At 39.3% G+C, this 19,076-nt stretch carries 18 protein-coding genes; 3 read left to right on the forward strand and 15 right to left on the reverse strand.

The window, feature by feature from the left end:
• Positions 1 to 10: 10 nt before the first annotated feature.
• From tsaE to CD00_RS0109520, 3 genes are all read right to left on the reverse strand, one after another.
• Positions 11 to 448 (reverse strand): tRNA (adenosine(37)-N6)-threonylcarbamoyltransferase complex ATPase subunit type 1 TsaE, encoded by a 438-nt coding sequence (gene tsaE, locus CD00_RS0109510; RefSeq protein ID WP_026655744.1) that lies wholly within the window; start codon positions 446 to 448, stop codon positions 11 to 13.
• 144 nt (positions 449 to 592) lie between these two features.
• Positions 593 to 973: a DUF5975 family protein gene (locus tag CD00_RS0109515; protein WP_026655746.1), complete on the reverse strand. Its 381-nt coding sequence runs from the start codon at positions 971 to 973 to the stop codon at positions 593 to 595.
• A gap of 75 nt (positions 974 to 1,048) precedes the next feature.
• The gene (locus CD00_RS0109520; RefSeq protein WP_026655747.1) at positions 1,049 to 1,411 is read right to left on the reverse strand and encodes a hypothetical protein; all 363 of its coding nucleotides are present in this window, start codon (positions 1,409 to 1,411) and stop codon (positions 1,049 to 1,051) included.
• Positions 1,412 to 1,671: 260 nt separating this feature from the next.
• On the opposite strand from CD00_RS0109520, the gene CD00_RS0109525 reads away from it, so the two are divergent.
• On the forward strand, positions 1,672 to 2,841 hold the full coding sequence (locus CD00_RS0109525; protein WP_026655297.1) for an IS110 family transposase: 1,170 nt from the start codon (positions 1,672 to 1,674) through the stop codon (positions 2,839 to 2,841).
• 201 nt (positions 2,842 to 3,042) lie between these two features.
• On the opposite strand, the gene CD00_RS0109530 is transcribed toward CD00_RS0109525, so the two are convergent.
• The 10 genes from CD00_RS0109530 to CD00_RS0109575 form a co-directional block, all read right to left on the reverse strand.
• Positions 3,043 to 3,789 (reverse strand): ABC transporter permease, encoded by a 747-nt coding sequence (locus CD00_RS0109530; RefSeq protein ID WP_026655748.1) that lies wholly within the window; start codon positions 3,787 to 3,789, stop codon positions 3,043 to 3,045.
• Positions 3,789 to 4,481, reverse strand: coding sequence for an ABC transporter ATP-binding protein (locus CD00_RS0109535; protein ID WP_026655749.1), 693 nt, complete (start codon positions 4,479 to 4,481; stop codon positions 3,789 to 3,791). Before CD00_RS0109535 ends, CD00_RS0109530 begins: the two co-directional genes overlap by 1 nt.
• A 198-nt stretch (positions 4,482 to 4,679) precedes the next feature.
• Complete coding sequence (locus CD00_RS0109540) at positions 4,680 to 5,651, reverse strand: sensor histidine kinase (protein ID WP_207640476.1); 972 nt, start codon at positions 5,649 to 5,651, stop codon at positions 4,680 to 4,682.
• A gap of 381 nt (positions 5,652 to 6,032) precedes the next feature.
• Positions 6,033 to 6,632 carry a CPBP family intramembrane glutamic endopeptidase gene (locus CD00_RS0109545; protein ID WP_027208555.1) on the reverse strand — a complete coding sequence of 200 codons (600 nt, stop codon included), beginning with the start codon at positions 6,630 to 6,632 and terminating at the stop codon, positions 6,033 to 6,035.
• Between the two features lie 42 nt (positions 6,633 to 6,674).
• Entirely contained in the window at positions 6,675 to 7,745 is a 1,071-nt protein-coding gene (locus tag CD00_RS0109550; RefSeq protein ID WP_185750427.1) for a sensor histidine kinase, read from the reverse strand.
• Positions 7,746 to 8,036: 291 nt separating this feature from the next.
• Positions 8,037 to 9,074 carry a sensor histidine kinase gene (locus tag CD00_RS0109555; protein WP_185750428.1) on the reverse strand — a complete coding sequence of 346 codons (1,038 nt, stop codon included), beginning with the start codon at positions 9,072 to 9,074 and terminating at the stop codon, positions 8,037 to 8,039.
• 316 nt (positions 9,075 to 9,390) lie between these two features.
• Complete coding sequence (locus CD00_RS0109560; RefSeq protein WP_027208555.1) at positions 9,391 to 9,990, reverse strand: CPBP family intramembrane glutamic endopeptidase; 600 nt, start codon at positions 9,988 to 9,990, stop codon at positions 9,391 to 9,393.
• A 42-nt stretch (positions 9,991 to 10,032) separates the two neighbouring features.
• On the reverse strand, positions 10,033 to 11,355 hold the full coding sequence (locus CD00_RS0109565; protein ID WP_026655757.1) for a sensor histidine kinase: 1,323 nt from the start codon (positions 11,353 to 11,355) through the stop codon (positions 10,033 to 10,035).
• 4 nt (positions 11,356 to 11,359) lie between these two features.
• The gene (locus tag CD00_RS0109570; protein ID WP_026655758.1) at positions 11,360 to 12,076 is read right to left on the reverse strand and encodes a LytR/AlgR family response regulator transcription factor; all 717 of its coding nucleotides are present in this window, start codon (positions 12,074 to 12,076) and stop codon (positions 11,360 to 11,362) included.
• Positions 12,077 to 12,217: 141 nt separating this feature from the next.
• A complete protein-coding gene (locus tag CD00_RS0109575) occupies positions 12,218 to 12,967 on the reverse strand; it encodes an ECF transporter S component (RefSeq protein WP_051199018.1) in 750 nt (249 codons plus the stop codon).
• 183 nt (positions 12,968 to 13,150) lie between these two features.
• Between CD00_RS0109575 and CD00_RS0109580 the strand changes: the two genes are divergently transcribed.
• Together CD00_RS0109580 and CD00_RS0109585 are read left to right on the forward strand one after the other, a co-directional pair.
• Positions 13,151 to 14,242, forward strand: coding sequence for an HD-GYP domain-containing protein (locus CD00_RS0109580; protein ID WP_026655760.1), 1,092 nt, complete (start codon positions 13,151 to 13,153; stop codon positions 14,240 to 14,242).
• Positions 14,243 to 14,472: 230 nt separating this feature from the next.
• Positions 14,473 to 15,792 carry an IS4 family transposase gene (locus tag CD00_RS0109585; protein WP_026655762.1) on the forward strand — a complete coding sequence of 440 codons (1,320 nt, stop codon included), beginning with the start codon at positions 14,473 to 14,475 and terminating at the stop codon, positions 15,790 to 15,792.
• Between the two features lie 195 nt (positions 15,793 to 15,987).
• On the opposite strand, the gene CD00_RS0109590 is transcribed toward CD00_RS0109585, so the two are convergent.
• Both CD00_RS0109590 and CD00_RS0109595 read right to left on the reverse strand, forming a co-directional pair.
• Entirely contained in the window at positions 15,988 to 17,280 is a 1,293-nt protein-coding gene (locus CD00_RS0109590) for a UDP-N-acetylglucosamine 1-carboxyvinyltransferase (protein WP_026655763.1), read from the reverse strand.
• A 193-nt stretch (positions 17,281 to 17,473) separates the two neighbouring features.
• Positions 17,474 to 19,072 (reverse strand): LysM peptidoglycan-binding domain-containing M23 family metallopeptidase, encoded by a 1,599-nt coding sequence (locus tag CD00_RS0109595; RefSeq protein WP_026655764.1) that lies wholly within the window; start codon positions 19,070 to 19,072, stop codon positions 17,474 to 17,476.
• Between the last annotated feature and the right edge of the window lie 4 nt (positions 19,073 to 19,076).

Here is a 19,076-nt window from a genome sequence, read left to right on the forward strand (position 1 = left end):
TTTATATCATTTATTTTTTTGTCATTGTAATAAGTCGATAATCAAAGCCTTTTTCAAGGTTCTTTTCTATGACTATCTCCGTATAATGCTCGGGAAGTATCTCCTCTATGAGGTTCGCCCACTCGATAAAGCAGATGCCGTCTCCGTAGAAATAATCCTCATACCCGATCTCATCCATCTCGCTGACATCACCGATACGATAAACATCGAAGTGGTAAAAAGGAATCCTTCCCTCGTCGTAAACCTGCAGGATAGTAAAAGTCGGGCTGCTCACAGGTCCCGTAATCCCAAGTCCCGCGGCAACTCCCTGCGTAAGAACGGTCTTTCCGACGCCAAGGTCGCCCACAAGAGTATACACCATTCCCGGCGTCGCGCTCTCGCCAATCCTTTTGCCAATCTCAAACGTCTCCTCGGCACTATTCGTCTCGTGTCTGGTAACTATATCCATACAAACCTCGCATATTTCAAACTTTGCCTCTTTAACTATATCACAAAAAGATAACCGCAAAAAGCGAATTGTCTTTTTACGGTTATCCGTTATCAGTGCTCGGCACTGCTTTTCTTTCTGTAATTTTTTGCGATAAAGATTACTTTATTGCATCTGGTAATAAACGTCCATGATAAAGAAATCGCTGTCCGCATTACCGTCTTGTAACTTGCTGTATACCTTTACATCATAATGTCCTATTCTGTTCTTATTGATCTCTTTGAGCAGATCCTCATATTCGCTAAAACTCCCCTCAAAGCGGACTCTCGCAGCCGGATCGATCTCAAGAACATACGGTGCATCCTGTTCCTGCTCCCGATCTGAGACACTAACCAACTTGGAATATAGCTGGTACGTCCCTTTATCAGGCTCAATGATCGCACCCTTTTTCAGATTCTTGATCCTTTTGCAGAATTCCTCACGATCTACGGTAACCCTATCCATGCACTCTTCCCTAAACTCTGTGTAAAGCTCGGTGTTATTCATACTTTCCTCCTGTTCTCAACAATAATGCTGTTTGACACTATATCTGTTAACAGTTAAAAAGCCTTTTATAACCAATCATGCCTGTTCAGTGTTAGCCTGTTCATTATCTGTCTTTTTTGTCTTTACCATCTTAGTATAATAGTAAGCATAAAATAGCTCAGATAAGCATTGTGTTCCAACAAGAAACATTATAACATGTCCTACTCCGCCTATCGAAAAAATTGCATCTTTTCCAAATATATACGGCGCAAATCCTTCCCAGCATATAAACCAAAACCACAAAGTCCATGATGAACCCGCCTGCGCTTTTGTCATAGCATCAAGAGCCTTTTCATCCCCCTTATGCTTTATAGAGTATACAGCCCTCCAAAGTATAGTTACCATCATCGCTACAGCCGCACTCACGATTACGATTAAAATTCTTTTCTGTTCTGACATTTTTAAATCCTCCTCGTATTATATAGTCATATCCATTCTTTACCTTCTCTATAGGTATAGGATATGCTGTTGAAGATGCTGTGGATTGGTTCGTTCCTCCTACCGCATAGACGGTTTCAAAAAGGCTCCAACCACAGCCTCTTTGTCACAATGTTAATCAGTTAGATACCGCATGACGGTTTATGTAGAACGAGGTTACATCGGCAGAGAGCCCTGTGGATCCAATACAGCGTCAAATACTTTTAAGGAGGATCACATGTATGATCTACGTTGGTATCGATGTTGCAAAGGATAAGCATGATTGCTGCATCCTGGGATCAGAAGCCGATAATCTCTATCCGGTGTTTACTATCCCGAATAACAAGACAGGCTTTGATGAGTTGTATGAAAAGATTTTCTCAGTGACTGATGATAGGACCGAAATAAAAGTAGGTCTTGAAGCTACCGGTCACTACTCACTCAATCTTCTCGGATCGCTCATTGATAAAGGTCTACCCACCTGTGTTATCAACCCGCTACACACAAATCTTTACAGAAAAGGTTTAAGCCTTAGAAAGACGAAAACGGATAAAGTCGATGCCGGTTCGATTGCTATGATGTTAATGACTGATAAGACTCTCAAGCCCTACTCAGACACATCATATCACAGCGAAGAACTCAAGTCATTAACCCGCTACCGTTTTGACAAGGTTCAAGAGCGAGCCAAGCTTAAATCGTCTGTGGCTCGGCTTATTAATATCCTGTTTCCGGAACTGGAAAAGCTCGTTCCTAATCTTCATATGGCTTCTGTGTACGCCTTACTTTCTGAGTTTCCCGGTGCTTCTTACATTGCTGAAAGTCACCTTACACATCTAAGAAATGTCCTTGAAACAGCTTCTAAGGGACGCTACGGACGAAATATGGCTGTCACCATAAGAGATGCTGCAAAGGATTCAATCGGTTCTGTTATGCCGGCAAAATCAATGGAGTTGAAGCACACCATCCATCTGATCGAGGTGATGACGGATGAGATTGATGAAATCGAAGCTTCAATCAAATCCATTATGGATACTTGCGACTCTCCGATTATGACAATCCCTGGTATTAGCTACCGTATGGGAGCCATGATTCTTGCAGAGATTGGCGATTTCAACCGCTTCAGCAATGCCGATCAGATACTTGCATTTGCAGGGTTATCGCCATCTACATACCAATCAGGACAACTTGATTCTTGCTTTTCCCACATGGAAAAACGGGGCTCTCGTTACCTACGGTATGCTTTGTTCAATGCCACAAAATATGTCTGCCACTGGGATGAGAGTTTCGGCGCTTACCTCTCTAAAAAGATAAGTGAAGGCAAGCACTACAATGTTGCTATCGGTCATGCGGCGAAAAAGCTGATACGCACCATCTATCGGATGGAACTTACAGGCGAAGCCTACCGAAAATAAAGAGTCTTTAACTTACATCCTTTTCTTAGAGCACCTGTTCAGATGCTCTGTTTGTCATGCAGTTTTCAAGGTACTGATTGAGGCTTAATCCTGCCTCCAGGCTATCTAAAACACTTAACGATGTTTTATTCAAAAATCTTCATTTTCTTGTTGACTTTTAATAGTTAGTCTTTTTTATAAAAAAATTTATTGTTCCCTCTTTTATTTCTGAATCTGCAAAGCCTTGAACTTAAACGTTGTCATGGCAAAAAAAGCTACTATGGTACCGCCGCATACCGACATCGCAAGTGTGCGGTCAATCGCTGTCATGCTTACAAATGCCTTAAGGTAGTACATCACTTCATATTTCGCTATCTGCGGACTTGCAGAACTCAAAATACATCCTATTACCAGTACAATTACCGCTATGCCTACCATCGAGCCGCTGTTTTTCACAAACAGTGAAACAAACAACACAACCATTGACCAGCCTGCAAGCGCAAAATAAGTTTCCGCATATATAACCGCATTTTGGAAAAAAGCCTCAACCACCGTATCACTTCCCCAGAACGCAACAGCTACGATATTTGACGTAATATACGTAACAGCCATAAGAGCCATCGCACCGATAAGAACCACTACCGCCTTAGCAGCTATCAGCTTTTCACGAGACTGCCCACATAAAAGCGGAAGCTTCAAACTGCCACTGTCTGCCTCATCGGTAACAAGAAAAGTCACAAAAAGAGTGGCAAATACCGGCAACACTATATCTGCTATCATGCCAAGAACCTGTGTGGGAAAATTGCCGCCTGTCATTGAATCAATCACGTCTTTTTCAAGAAGTCCCTTCATCTGAATCGAGCTGACAAGCACACCCATGGCTATACATGTAACAAACAGAATCAAAAGAAATATTCCAAGCCTTCTGCCTTTCCAGAGCTTATACAGTTCATTCTTTACATTCTTCATCACGCCTGCCTCCTATACATGCTGTAGTAACTGTCCTCAAGGCCTTCTCCCAGTTCACTGATATCACCGCTGAAAAGAATCTTTCCCGCATCGATCATGACCACCTTATTGCATATTTTTTCTATATCATGCAAAAGATGCGACGAGATAAGGATTGCTACGTTATCCACCCTTGCAAGCTTCTCAAGCATTTCATAAATATCTTTCATTCCATACGGATCCAGTCCGTTTGTAGGTTCATCAAGGATAAGAAGCTCAGGATCGTTAAGGAGCGCCCTTCCAAGCCCCAGTCTCTGGCGCATACCTGTCGAATACGATTTTACTTTTTTGCCGATATGTTCCGACAATCCCACAAAATCAACTATTTCTCTGACCTTTTCTTCAGATACATTGTCATATAACTTTGCAATAAGCATCAGATTGTCGTACCCCGACAGATACTCATAAAACGCCGATGATTCAGTTGCAAAGCCGATCTTCTCAACAAAGTTTGTTCCTTCACCAATCACTATCTCGCCGGAATCCTTGCTGATGAGATTCATTATCATCTTCATAGTTGTTGACTTACCGGCGCCATTTGGTCCGATCAATCCGACAATATCTCCCTTTTCCACATCAAGCGAGATATTATCAACAACTTTTCTGCCGTTGTAGCTTTTATTAAGGCCCGCGATATGTAACACATTGCTCATAAGCATCCCCCTTTTCCCATTCTTTATCCTGTCTCATCTTATCAGCAAATGTGCTTAGAATTTGCTTTTGGGAACCAACTATACAAAAAAGGGAACCAAGTGCACTTTTGTACATTTGATTCCTTTTATAGATCGTTAACAGAAATACCAATCTGATTGGTATTTTCCCAAATATTAGGTTCCTAAATCCAATCAATGTCACGCCATAAGCATCAGCGTCGCTCTGGCTGTAAACACACGGTTTTCGCAACTAAGTTTCAGATTGCCGCCGTATTTCTTAGCCACACGTTCAATGTTTAAGATTCCAAAACCGTGCGATTCCTTCTCTTCTTTTGTGGTCTCAATTCTGTTTTCTCTGATAACCACATCCTGTACGCATGAATTCTTTACCGATAAAATCCAGATATTCTTCTTAAGTATCGACTGTATCTCAATCTTTTTCTCACCTTCGACCTGCATTGCTGCTTCTATGGCATTATCGACAAGGTTAGAAATCAGAATTACAAGATTCACATCCTCAATCCTGTTCGCGGGGATGTTGCCTTCAACCGTCATAGTAATATCATTTTGTGCAGCGGTCTTAGCCTTGGATTCAAGAAGTGCATCCGCGATAAAATTGCCGGTATCGAATGCTTTACCCTTGTTTGCTTCTATTTTCTCCTGCATCTTGTCGATATATTCAATTGCCTGATCATTTTCTTTTTCCGCAACCAGGAATCGTAACGCCAGCAGAAGATTCTTCGTATCATGCCTAAATCTTCTAAGCTCAGTATTCTTCTCATTCATCTCGATATAAGAATCTGTAATCTGCTTCATAGGTTCTTTCAGATTACCTATCATGTCATTCATGGATGTGTTTTGTTCGCGAACCATTATGATATGTATGATAAGCGATATAAGCAGTATAAAAGTAATAGCACTTAGCACTCTAACCGAAGCGGTAACCTTATATAACTCAAAAATCCTCACTTCCATAAGTGAAAATGACATATTCACCATAAACAGAAGAATATATTCATAAGTAGTCAGTTTTGTAAAATAAACTCTTAAGATATTTGCTCGTTTTAACAACACCAACACTATGAGAACGCATAACACCAATATTTCTGTCAGCATCACAAAAATATCTGCTTCAAAAGCATAATAAAAGCCACCACTAATATTTTCCATGAACACAATTTGTATATTTTGAGAAATGCAATCTATCCAATTCCCATAGAACAACGCAAGTGCCATGTATGTCCAGTCAAACCCATATCCCGCCCATAAAAAAGGCACTATGCGCACAAGGTACAGCACCAAAACAACATAATACAGTGACAATGGCCCATAATGTATCATAGGTTCGTATAGATAATTAATTACAAAATAAACTCCAATTCCGATCCATTTAGCTTTCTTCTGTTTTAAACTTGGAAAAACAAAGAATTTTTCAAACGCCAGCCAATAATTTGCGAGTCCAACCACTCCCCGCACTGTATATATTGCCAGCATAATGCATATATTTTGAATCAAATCCCCATCCCCCCATTTATGCAAAAGACATCTTTTTTACATCAAAGACATGATAGCAGTCATAAAATTCATGCATCCGTGTAATATCCAACTTGGAATAATCGAACCGCCAAACTTCTTCTCATTCATCCATCCCATATACGCTCCAAAAAGCCCGGGTAACATTGTAAGTAATAAAAAAGCCCATACGCTCCCTGTTGCCAGCCCAAACGGAACTCCGTGCATAAGACCAAACAAAAATGCCTGCACCGTATTTCCCATAGCAAAGCCAAACTTTCGCTCAACACATTTCAAAATAAATCCTCTAAAAAGAATCTCTTCCGATAACGCCGTTCGAACAAACGCATAAATAAAAACCGCAGGAAGAGCTGAAGCCCCCATCCCTGCAAACTGAGCCCCGGCTGTTGTAACTCCATCAGGCAATATCCTCACACTCAAATTAGTAAGCATAATATATATGGCTGCCAAAACAACAGTAATAAAAACTGTCTTTAGCCATTTGCCCTGTGCAGGTCTCCTGAAACCAATCCAATAAAAAAATGTTTCTTTTTTCCGCGCCGTTATAAACCAAATAATCACCGGTATAAGTGCAAATATAACCACTTGTATCACAGCCCCAATCAGTTCATTTAGCATATTCCCCTCCCATAAGTCAAAAAATAAGTCAGCACGATATTTTTATGCCATAAGCATAAGCGTCGCTCTGGCTGTAAACACACGATTCTCACAGCTAAGTTTCAAATTTCCGCCGTATTTCTTAGCCACTCGTTCAATGTTTGAGATTCCAAAACCGTGCGATTCCTTCTCTTCTTTTGTGGTCTCAATTCTGTTTTCTCTGATAACCACATCCTGTACGCATGAATTCTTTACCGATAAAATCCAGATATTCTTCTTAAGTATCGACTGAATCTCAATCTTTTTCTCACCCTCAACCTGCTTCGCTGCTTCTATGGCATTGTCGACAAGGTTAGAAATCAGAATTACAAGATTCACATCCTCAATCCTGTTCGCGGGGATGTTGCCTTCAACAGTCATAATAATATCATTTTGTGCAGCGGTCTTTGCCTTGGATTCAAGAAGTGCATCCGCGATAAAATTACCGGTATCGAATGCTTTTACTCTGCTTGCATCCACCACATCCTGCATCTCATCGATGTAATTGACTACCTGCTCAGTCTTCCCCTCCATGGCAAGAGATCTTAATGCCAATAAGAGATTCTTTGTATCATGCCTGAATCTTCTAAGCTCAGTACTTTTCTCGTTCATCTCAATATATGAATCTGTAATCTGCTTCATAGGCCCACTCAGGTTACCTATCATATCATTCATGGATGTGTTTTGTTCTCGGACCATTATGACATGCATAATAAGAATCATAAGTAATGCATAGGTAATATATGACAATGTTCTCATTCCGCTAACCACCATCTTTTCTTTAAGGATAGCGCTTTGTAATATTCCTCCAAAAAAACAATTTAAGAACAAAATAATATATTCCGGTATAGTAAGCTCAGTAAAATACACCTTTAGGATATTTGCTTTTTTGAGTGCCACTAATAGTAACAAGAACAGCAAGACAACTACTTCTGTTAAAGCTATAGCGAAATCACTCTCTATCCCTTTATAGCCCTCAATGTTACTCTTGACCACGAATAAATACTCAACATTCAGTGCCAAGCAGTCTATCATATTTTCATAAAACAGCACCATTACCAGAAATTTCAGATCAAATCCATATTTTGCCCACAAAAAGGGAATAATCCTAATTAAGTGTATAATCAGCATTATCCTGCTAATCAGAAGTATCTCTGAGTTTAAAGCAAACCTATATAACAGCGAAATTGCTATATAGAAAATAATCCCAAACCAACTACCTATATCCCATTTTCTGCTACGATACGAAAAAAAGCGCTCAAAAATAATCCAAAAGCATGCAAAGACAGTAATCCCACGCAAAACGCTTATTCCCAGAATAATCAAGATATTTTGAATCAAATCCCCCATCTCCCTGTATTTTGCATTTTTATTGGCACACCCCCATCACGCCATAAGCATGAGCGTCGCTCTGGCTGTAAACACACGGTTTTCACAACTAAGCTTCAGATTACCGCCGTATTTCTTAGCAACACGCTCAATGTTTGAGATTCCAAATCCATGAGATTCCTTCTCTTCTTTGGTAGTTTCAATCCTATTTTCTCTGATAACCACGTCTTTAACGCACGAATTCTTTACAGAAAGAATCCAGATATTCTTCTTAAGTATCGACTGTATCTCAATCTTTTTCTCACCTTCGACCTGCATTGCTGCTTCTATGGCATTATCGACAAGGTTAGAAATCAGAATTACAAGATTCACATCCTCAATCCTGTTCGCGGGGATGTTGCCTTCAACCGTCATAGTAATATCATTTTGTGCAGCGGTCTTTGCCTTGGATTCAAGAAGTGCATCCGCGATAAAATTACCGGTATCGAATGCTTTACCCTTGTTTGCTTCTATTTCCTCCTGCATCTTGTCGATATATTCAATTGCCTGATCATTTTCTTTTTCCGCAACCAGGAATCGTAACGCCAGCAGAAGATTCTTCGTATCATGCCTAAATCTTCTAAGCTCAGTATTCTTCTCATTCATCTCGATATAAGAATCTGTGATCTGCTTCATAGGTTCTTTCAGATTACCTATCATGTCATTCATGGATGTGTTTTGTTCGCGAACCATTATGATATGTATGATAAGCGATATAAAAACTATAAATATAAAAACACTTAATCCTTTCATTGAATCTGTGTACGCCTCTGATCTAAATGTATTAGCTTGAAGTATTCCCAAAGACATCTCCAATAGGAAAAGTAAAATATACTCTGTAATCGCAAGCTCCGTAAAATGGACTTTTATAAAGCCCACTTTCTTAAGCAATAGCAATACCGACAAAAAGATAAGCACTAATACCTCTGTTATCATTATTGAAACATCGGCATTTAATGCAGCATATATATTACTTCTGGCATAGCCCCAAAATATATAATCTATATTTACAGATATAGAATCAATAATGCCTCCATAAAATAACGAGATAACCAAATATGACAATTTACATCCATACCTAGACCATAAAAACGGCACAATACGAAATAAATACAATAAAAGAAAAATCAAACGAAATGATCTTGGTCCATAATTTAATATTGGTCTATATAAGTAATTAATAGCGAGATATAATCCAAGCCATATCCAGTCCTTTTTCTTTCGCTCATTACTTTGAAAATAAAAAAAATGCTTAAAAGCAATCCTAAAATTGGCAAATACAACCACTCCCCGCACTGTATATATTGCCAGCATAATCCATATATTCTGAGCCAAATCTCCATCTCCCTATTTATGTAAAAGACATCTTTTTTTACATCAAAGACATAATCGCAGTCATAAAATTCATGCATCCGTGTAATATCCAACTTGGAATAATCGAACCGCCAAACTTCTTCTCATTCATCCATCCCATATACGCTCCAAAAAGCCCGGGTAACATTGTAAGTAATAAAAAAGCCCATACGCTCCCTGTTGCCAGCCCAAACGGAACTCCGTGCATAAGACCAAACAAAAATGCCTGCACCGTATTTCCCATAGCAAAGCCAAACTTTCGCTCAACACATTTCAAAATAAATCCTCTAAAAAGAATCTCTTCCGATAACGCCGTTCGAACAAACGCATAAATAAAAACCGCAGGAAGAGCTGAAGCCCCCATCCCTGCAAACTGAGCCCCGGCTGTTGTAACTCCATCAGGCAATATCCTCACACTCAAATTAGTAAGCATAATATATATGGCTGCCAAAACAACAGTAATAAAAACTGTCTTTAGCCATTTGCCCTGTGCAGGTCTCCTGAAACCAATCCAATAAAAAAATGTTTCTTTTTTCCGCGCCGTTATAAACCAAATAATCACCGGTATAAGTGCAAATATAACCACTTGTATCACAGCCCCAATCAGTTCATTTAGCATATTCCCCTCCCGTAAGTCAAAAAATAAGTCAGCACGATATTTTTATGCCATAAGCATAAGCGTCGCTCTGGCTGTAAATACTTGGTTCTCACAGCTAAGTTTCAAATTACCGCCGTACTTCTTAGCCACACGCTCAATGTTTGAGATTCCAAACCCATGCGACTCTTTCTCTTCTTTTGTAGTTTCAATTCTGTTTTCTCGTATTATCACATCCTGCACGCATGAATTCTTTACAGAAAGAATCCAAATGTTTTTCTTGAGTATCGACTGTATCTCAATCTTTTTCTCGCCTTCAACCTGCTTTGCAGCTTCTATGGCATTGTCTACTAGATTGGAAATCAGTATTACAAGATTTACATCTTCAATTCTGTTTGCGGGAATGTTGCCTTCAACCGTCATAGTAATTTCATTTTGTGCCGCAGTCTTTGCCTTGGATTCAAGAAGTGCATCCGCGATAAAATTACCTGTGTCGAATGCTTTCACTCTGCTTGTATCCACCACATCCTGCATCTCATCAATGTAATCTACCACCTGCTCAATCTTCCCCTCCATGGCAAGAGATTTTAATGCCAATAAGAGATTCTTTGTATCATGCCTGAATCTCCTGAGCTCAGTACTTTTCTCGTTCATCTCAATATATGAATCTGTAATCTGCTTCATAGGCCCACTCAGGTTACCTATCATATCATTCATGGATGTGTTTTGTTCTCGGACCATTATGACATATAGAACAACCACCATAAGCAATCCGAATGATACAACGCTTAGTTTTTTCATTAATGGAATATTTGCCCCCATATAGATTGCGTATTGCAATGTACAATTAGCCGCACATGTCAAAAATAAAACTACATATTCCGGAACGGTAAGAGTTGTAAAGTATACTCTAAGGATATTAACTCTTTTAAGCAACAACATAATCATCAAAAAACTGCATATAAGAACTTCTGTAATCAATTCAGAAATATCAGTTTCTATTCCAGCATAGCCTAATAAATTCATCTTATCTAAAAAAAGAAACCGAATATTTTGCGCAATGAAATCCACAACACTTTCATAAAACAGTACAATTACCATGAGGCTTGGCTTCCATCCATATCTGCACCACAAAAAAGGCACAATTCGAACGAAGTATATTCCTCCTATCACGACATAAATTATATGTACCCCTGAATTAGCTGCAAATCTATACGAAAGCGTACTTACAACATAAAAGATAATCCATATCCAATTTTTCTTTTCCCACTCCAGTTTGGGATAAGAATAGAAATTCTCAAAGACAATCCAAAAATTGGCAAATATAGCGATTCCTCCCACCATATATATTGCCAATATGATCCATATCGCCTGCCCTATACCGTCCATCCGATCACACTCCCACTCTCACAAGGTAATCCGCATAAATATCATTGAACTCTTTATACTTAAGTCTGCTGATAAGTAGCTTATCCCCTGTGCTCATGGTCACTTCGCTGTGATTATAGGAATCAACCTGAGCGAGATTGATCAGAAATGATTTATAACATCTGTAGAACTTTTTTGAGGAAAGACGTCCTTCGATGGCACCAAGAGTCTCATGGCACTCCATCTCATCGCGGCCGTCGCAGAAATGCAAGATACAGTTTTTACCCATACCTTCAACATATGAGATTATGCTCTCTTTAAAGAAATGATTTTCGCCGTCCAGACGTATCTTGAGAACATTGTCCTCTTTAAGCGTCTGCATGAAGGCATCAAGAACTTCACAGAATTTTTTATCATCGACAGGCTTTGTCAAAAACCTGAATGTACCTACTTCAAAAGTATCAAAAACAATAGACGGATAACTGCTTACAAACACAATGGTCGAATTCTTATCGGACTCGCGGATCTTCCTTGCGATATCAAGTCCGTTCGCTCCGTTATCTTCAAATTCATAGTCCATAAATATCAGGTCGTACTTTACGCCTGACTCCACAAGCTTTTCCCCCACATCATAGGTATCCAGAGAATACTCAAAATCTTTTTTCACAGAATAATCGAGTATCTTATTCCCTATTTCACTACGCATAAATTTCGAATCATCACAAACTGCTATCCTGATCATGCCCGTTCTCCTCGCCTTAAAGTTTGTAACTCTTATAAAATCAGCGTCCCCCAACTGCTTCTTTCTATTATGCCAAAAGAAGCTGTCTCTATCAAATAAAAAGGAGCATTCCGTTACGAACGCTCCTCTTTGTTTGATGTTTTATTTTGTTCTGTTGCTGTTTCCCTTAAGTATCGGGCTTATGTGCTTATATAGCGCAAATGTTATCACACTGTCCACAATGCCCTTCACGAGGTTGAACGGTGCTACCGCAAGCAAGCAGAAAGTTGTTATGTTCGTGATCGCGGGATTTATAGCTGCTCCCATCTCCACGAATGAACTTATATCGCAGCCGTAGATAACTGCATATGCAGGGAGAAGGAAAAATGCGTTAAGAAGTGAACCTACCAGTGTAATGAAGGCTGTTCCGACAATGCAGCTTATAAGCGCAACCTTTCTTGACTTATGAAGTCTGTAGATGATCGTTGCGGGAAGTACAAAAGAAGTACCGACAACGAAATTTGCTATCTCACCGACAAATCCCGAGCTTGTTCCCTTGATAACAAGCTTTAATAATATCTTGATGAACTCAACCATTACACCTGCAAAAGGACCTGCTGCAAAGCCTCCTACAAGTGCGGGCATATCACTAAAATCAAACTTATAAAAAGAAGGTGCGAACGGAAGCGGAAACTCCAGAAGCATGAGTACAAAAGAAACAGCGGAAAAGACTCCGATAATAGCCATCTTGCGGACACTCAAAAGTTTCTGATCCTGTTTACCCTCTTTTCTTACCGCAACCTTTTCAACCGCAAGTGTAATAACAAATGCAAACGCAACCAATATTACAAGCGCAGCAAAATACTGCCAGCTCTGCGCAATAGTTTCAAAAATACTCTGTTTCTCGTTCATTCGTACTGTTCCTTCCCAACTAACCTATAAAAATAGCGTATTTTGTATAAAAAAATTGTAAAAAATTCAAAATTATGGTATTCTCAATGCTCTTTCTTGTCAAGAATGTTTGACAAAAAAACAATTGCGTAACTATAATAAATTATCATTATTTTGATGTATTTTGTTTTTAATGAGGGGATAATGAAAAGAATTCTTACACGCAAGCTCGTACCCGGTATGGTGCTTGCAAATGATGTACACACTTATAATTCAAGTTTGAAGCTTCTTGACAAAGGTACAGTCCTGGAGGACAAAGACATTGCCAGGTTAGCTTTCTATTCAATCATCGATGTTCTTATCGAAGATGAACTCGTCGAACTCGAAAATGAGTTTGTCGACATAACCAACGATGAAGGACTCACTTATTCTGAGCGTATCAAACAATCACCTGAGTTTAAAGAATTTAAGCACAGTTTCGAGGAATGCGCCGAGAAATTCGAGCACACCATAAAGGACATCATCGAAAACAACAGAGATCTTGTATTCGATGATATGATGGCTCCCATTTATGGTCTTCTTGAAAAAGGAAGATCGTCAGCCAATATCTTCGATATGCTTCATAATCTGAGATCCTACGATGATGCCACATTTACGCACAGCATCAACGTTGCTCTTATATCAAACATCCTTGCCCAGTGGCTTAAATGGGATGAATCCGAAGTTGAGATTGCCACTCAGTCAGGTCTTTTCCATGATATAGGAAAGCTCCTTATTCCGGATGAGATCATCAGAAAGCCCGATAAGCTCACAGAAGACGAATATACGCTTATGCAGACTCATCCTCAGCGTGGATATGAGATAATAAAGAATCTTAACATCAGTCAGCATATCAAGAATGCAACGCTTATGCATCACGAAAGATGTGACGGCTCGGGATATCCGCTTAAGATCCGCGGACCTCAGATTGATAAATTCGGTAAGCTTGTCGCCATTGCGGACGTATATGATGCGATGACAAGTGCCCGCTACTACCGCGGACCTCTGTGTCCTTTCATCGCTATATCGATGTTCGAAGAGGAAGGATACCAGAAATACGATCCCGAGATGATAATTGCGTTCTTACAGAACATAGTTAATACATACCTTCTTAACACTGTTCGTCTCAGCACGGGTGAGATAGGTGAGATCATCTTCATAAACAAGATGCATCTCTCACGCCCCACAGTTAAAGTCGGTAATGATTATATCGACCTGACCAAGTGTCCGGACGTTTATATCAAGGAAATCATCTGACAACGTTTAATCCGATATGTTTAAAAAGACGGTCAATCACACGATCAATGTCATTAAGTTAAGATGACAGCCCAAAAGATCTCTATGTCAGAAATGACATAGGGGTCTTTTTTTCTTAAAAGGTATTGACAGATTATCGTAAATGTGTGGCCGCTTTCGCTACTGATGTTTTAAAGGTAGCGAAAGCGGCCCTTGTAATTAAGGAAAACTTGATTGCAAGGAGGTCACATATGAAACCAAAACACATTAAAAAGCTTTTATTATCTGAAATCACTACCACTACTCAAAACATGTTGGATTATGTTGTTAATCCCAAAGTAGATTTCACTAGGAATCGTAAGCTTCCATTCGAAAAAATAGTCAGAGCTATCATCGAGATGGAAAGCAAGAGTATAACCAATGAGATGATTGATATCTTCCATGATGTCAGTTCATTGCCATCTGCCTCGGCTTTTGTTCAGCAAAGACAAAAGATTAAGCCCGAATTTTTTAGAGACATCTTTAAAGGGTTTACAAATAAACTACAAAATCATTCGCATTCTGATTTAACTATTCTTGCAGTTGATGGTTCTGATATTCAAATTCCAACTAATTCTGAAGATAAAAAATCTTATTATCCCAGTGTTAATGGACAAAAGCCCTACAATTTGTTGCATTTAAATGCACTCTATAATCTAGAAAATCATTTATATACTGATGTAGTACTTCAAGGAAAGCATGATGCAAATGAGCACTCTGCATTGCAAGAGATGGTAGATAGATCGCCTATTCCCAAAGCATTAGTAATTGCTGATAGAGGATACGAATCTTATCACAGTATGGCACATATCCAAGAAAAAGGTTGGTATTATCTCATAAGGATTAAGGATGGTACACGAGGAATTAAGAATGGATTAGACCTACCTGATGAAGAAGAATTTGATGTAAATATTGATTTAAAACTTACGCGTAAACAAACAAAGGAAATGAAGGAATTATTTTTGAAGGACAAGAATCACTACAAATTGATTGCACATTCACATCCGTTTGATTATCTCCCAACAAAGCTAAGGAAAAAGGATTCAGTAGCCTTTTATGAGCTTAAATTTAGAATCGTACGATTCAAGATTACTGAAGACACATATGAAACCGTAATTACTAACTTGGACGCTAAGGAATATACGCCAACAAATTTAAAAAAGTTATATGCAGCCAGATGGGGGATAGAAACTTCATTTAGAGATTTAAAATATACTATTGGAATGCTAGATTTTCATTCAAAAAAGGTGATGTGTATTCAGCAAGAAATATACGCACATCTGATAATGTATAACTTTGCGGAAATGATTACCTCGCACGTAGTCATTGAAAAAAAGCAAAGAAAATATACATACAAAGCGAACTTTACCGTTGCTGCTCATGTCTGCAGACTATTCTTGCGTGAAAAAACGACATCACCTAATTTAGAAACTATAATAGCTAGAAATATAATTCCAGTTAGACCTAATAGGCATCGTAAACGAATACTGACAGGAAAAGTATTTCATAGTTTCTTATATAGAGTAGCATAAATAATCAAAATAAAACATGATTAGTAGGTGGATTTTAGATCCGCCTGTTTGTTATGCCTAAAAAGGAAGAAACGGGAATGAAGGTTATCATCTTCATTCCCGTTTCTCTCATCCAAAGCATTATCCCAATGTTAACTTAATGACATTGATCACACGATTGACCGTCTTAATTATTTTCAAAAAGAATTGTTTTCTTTATGCATTTCTAAGCCTAAATTTCTGCATATCTCTGTCGTTCTCGACTTTCTCGATGTGAGCTCCGAGTTCGCGAAGTTTCTGGTCGAAATCTTCATATCCTCGCTCGATATACTTAATATCTTCTATCGTAGAGATACCGTCTGCAGTAAGTGCCGCTATTACAAGCGCCGCACCTGCTCTTAAGTCAGGAGCCGAAACTGTTGCTCCCGTATATTTGCTGACTCCCTCAACTATTGCTGAGCTGCCTTCAACTTTAATGCTGGCGCCCATTCTTGTGAGTTCGTCTACATACTTGAATCTGTTCTCAAAAATGCTCTCCGTAACAACACTGATTCCACTTGCAAGTCCAAGTGCAACTGTCATCTGAGGTTGCATATCCGTAGGAAATCCCGGATAAGGAAGAGTCTTAACATGTGTATTCTGAAGTCTCTTTGTTGCAACTACTCTTACCGCATCATCTGATTCATGAACCTGGCATCCCATCTCAATAAGCTTGGCACTTATTGACTCAAGATGTTTGGGAATTACATTCTTTATAGTAATGTCGCCTCTTGTTGCGGCAGCGGCAAGCATGAATGTTCCCGCTTCAATCTGATCGGGAATAATAGCATACTCAGTGCCATGAAGCTTCTCAACGCCCTGAATTCTGATAACATCTGTACCGGCACCTTTTATATTGGCACCCATACTGTTAAGGAAGTTTGCAAAATCAACTACATGAGGTTCCTTGGCTGCATTTTCGACAACAGTCTGTCCCTCTGCCATAACAGCCGCCATCATGATGTTAATGGTAGCGCCTACGCTGACAACATCGAGATAAATATGATTTCCCACAAGTTTATCAGCATGTGCAGCGATAATCCCATGTTCAATATTTACTGATGCTCCGAGAGCGTTAAATCCTTTTATATGCTGGTCTATAGGTCTGAGACCGATATTACAACCTCCGGGAAGTGCAACTCCTGCCTGATTGTATTTACCTAAAAGGGCTCCCAAAAGGTAATATGATGCTCTTATTTTTTTGATGTAATCGTTCTCTATAACATAGTCATGAATCTGCGAAGCACATATCTTAACTGAATGTCTTCCGGTTCTCTTAACAATTGCTCCAATGCTCTCAATAGCCTGCAACATCACATTGGTATCCGACTCATCAGGCATATTCTCTATATGAACAACTTCATCCGTCATAGTTGAAGCTGCCAAAATCGCAAGCGCAGCGTTTTTGGCTCCTCCAATCTCCACCTCACCTACAAGCGGATTTCCGCCTTTTATAATATACTTTTCCATATATAACCTTTCCCTGCCGGGCAATCTCACCACACATGTAGCACCAACCTAATTACACTCGGCATCTAATATTAATAGCACAATACCAACACTGTGTCAAAACAAGCAGAGCCCCCATGGTACCGTGTTTTTTCTACAAAATGAGCAGGTTTTACATACATTTTGCTAATATTTTATTAATGATTATATCATTTTAATTAATATATTCCAATGGGTTAACCGGATTATCATTGACACGAATTTCAAAATGTACGTGAGGTCCCGATGAAACACCGGTATTTCCTGATAATGCGATCTTATCTCCCTGATTTACTTTCTGTCCTACCTGACACGTGATCTTAGAAAGATGTCCGTATCTCGTCTCTCTTCCGTCATTATGCTTAATGTATACGCAGTAACCGTATCCACTACCCCAACCGGCTCTTGTTACGGTTCCGGCTGAAGATGCTACAACAGTAGTTCCTACCGGCGTTGCCCAGTCCACACCTTTATGGACTTTGCTGGCACCCTTGGTAGGTCTTTTTCTCGGACCGAATCCCGAGGACAATCTTCCTCCGGATATAGGTTTGATATATGAAGGCGGCTCGATTGTTCCTTGTTCTATAACCATAGGAACAGCCTCTTTTATTTTATCAACCTTTTCGACCTTCGGAACGCCTTCCATTCGATTATCAACATAAGTAGTAAGAAGAACCGCATCACGTACTCCCGGAACCGCTTCCTGAATAACCTCAGACTCAGTTGTAAACCATTTTTTATTATCAATTTTTTGTGTGGGAGCTTGATAGCTCTCATGTTTACGGAACTCTCTCATGTCATATTTCACAGAAAGCTCATGTCTTGGAATCACAACCGTTAAGTTATCGTGATCTCTTATGGTAGAAGCTGCATCCTGAAGCTTATCACGGTTCATCTCAACAAGCTGATCGACAGTCAGATTATGATGAACAGCTATACTGTATAAGCTATCACCTGTCTGAACTTCATATGTTTCTTCTTTATTTTTATCTCCTGTAAGATCAGTAAAAGCCGTATCCGGATTTGCCAATTTGTTGGCAGGAAGATAACTTTCAACAATTTCAATCTTATCTTTGAAATCAATGCTAACCAGTCCGTATCTGAACTCATCAAACTCTTTATAATTGCCCTTTAAGTCCGCAGCATCCGCTGCATCTCTTATAGTCTTATTAACACCGATATTTGAAAGAAGAGGCTTAAGCGTTCCTTCTTCTTCCTGAATTTCTTCCTTACTCTGAACCTTTGGCATAAGTACGTTTACTTCTCTGGTAGGATCAAGTTCGAGGCTTACATCAAACATATCCTTTTCATCGTACATTGAAATAACTCGTTCCAAAAGATTCTGTACTTCATCAATACTTGCCAGATTTAAGGAAAACTTATTTATTTTTAATGAATATGTCTTCTGAACCGTATCAAACTTACTCTGATTGAGAACACTTGCCATCTTGGCAGCTATTCTCTCAGGGGATTCTACGACACCCCACATCCTGTTCTCACCTTCGATAGAAAGATCAGCCATTGTAAGAGTCAGTCCCTCATTACCCTTGGCTATTGCTCTTCTGGCATATCTGTAAGCTTCGTAAGCTTCATTTCGAGAACCCACGTTACCCACAACATTGCCATTTATCTTTATCGTAAAGTAGTTATTCTCATTCTTTTCGTAATTGGTCATGTTTGGCATGAACAATATCCACAAAAAGATAATTACCACAGCCGATTCCAAAAACCATATTTTAATCTTCTTTTTAAATACCGTATCTCTTAAATTCATCGCA

The organism is Butyrivibrio sp. AE3003 (genome assembly GCF_000686065.1).
GTDB lineage: Bacteria > Bacillota > Clostridia > Lachnospirales > Lachnospiraceae > Butyrivibrio > Butyrivibrio hungatei_A.

Bases quoted from the DNA above. Each gene is read 5' to 3' on its own strand.
- CD00_RS0109515 (WP_026655746.1), bottom strand. From the start codon at position 973: ATGAATAACACCGAGCTTTACACAGAGTTTAGGGAAGAGTGCATGGAT.
- CD00_RS0109535 (WP_026655749.1), bottom strand. From the start codon at position 4,481: ATGAGCAATGTGTTACATATCGCGGGCCTTAATAAAAGCTACAACGGC.
- CD00_RS0109595 (WP_026655764.1), bottom strand. From the start codon at position 19,072: ATGAATTTAAGAGATACGGTATTTAAAAAGAAGATTAAAATATGGTTT.
- CD00_RS0109565 (WP_026655757.1), bottom strand. From the start codon at position 11,355: ATGGACGGTATAGGGCAGGCGATATGGATCATATTGGCAATATATATG.
- CD00_RS0109520 (WP_026655747.1), bottom strand. From the start codon at position 1,411: ATGTCAGAACAGAAAAGAATTTTAATCGTAATCGTGAGTGCGGCTGTA.
- CD00_RS0109580 (WP_026655760.1), top strand. From the start codon at position 13,151: ATGAAAAGAATTCTTACACGCAAGCTCGTACCCGGTATGGTGCTTGCA.
- CD00_RS0109560 (WP_027208555.1), bottom strand. From the start codon at position 9,990: ATGCTAAATGAACTGATTGGGGCTGTGATACAAGTGGTTATATTTGCA.
- tsaE (WP_026655744.1), bottom strand. From the start codon at position 448: ATGGATATAGTTACCAGACACGAGACGAATAGTGCCGAGGAGACGTTT.
- CD00_RS0109570 (WP_026655758.1), bottom strand. From the start codon at position 12,076: ATGATCAGGATAGCAGTTTGTGATGATTCGAAATTTATGCGTAGTGAA.
- CD00_RS0109545 (WP_027208555.1), bottom strand. From the start codon at position 6,632: ATGCTAAATGAACTGATTGGGGCTGTGATACAAGTGGTTATATTTGCA.
- CD00_RS0109525 (WP_026655297.1), top strand. From the start codon at position 1,672: ATGATCTACGTTGGTATCGATGTTGCAAAGGATAAGCATGATTGCTGC.
- CD00_RS0109575 (WP_051199018.1), bottom strand. From the start codon at position 12,967: ATGAACGAGAAACAGAGTATTTTTGAAACTATTGCGCAGAGCTGGCAG.
- CD00_RS0109540 (WP_207640476.1), bottom strand. From the start codon at position 5,651: ATGGAAAATATTAGTGGTGGCTTTTATTATGCTTTTGAAGCAGATATT.
- CD00_RS0109530 (WP_026655748.1), bottom strand. From the start codon at position 3,789: ATGAAGAATGTAAAGAATGAACTGTATAAGCTCTGGAAAGGCAGAAGG.
- CD00_RS0109585 (WP_026655762.1), top strand. From the start codon at position 14,473: ATGAAACCAAAACACATTAAAAAGCTTTTATTATCTGAAATCACTACC.
- CD00_RS0109590 (WP_026655763.1), bottom strand. From the start codon at position 17,280: ATGGAAAAGTATATTATAAAAGGCGGAAATCCGCTTGTAGGTGAGGTG.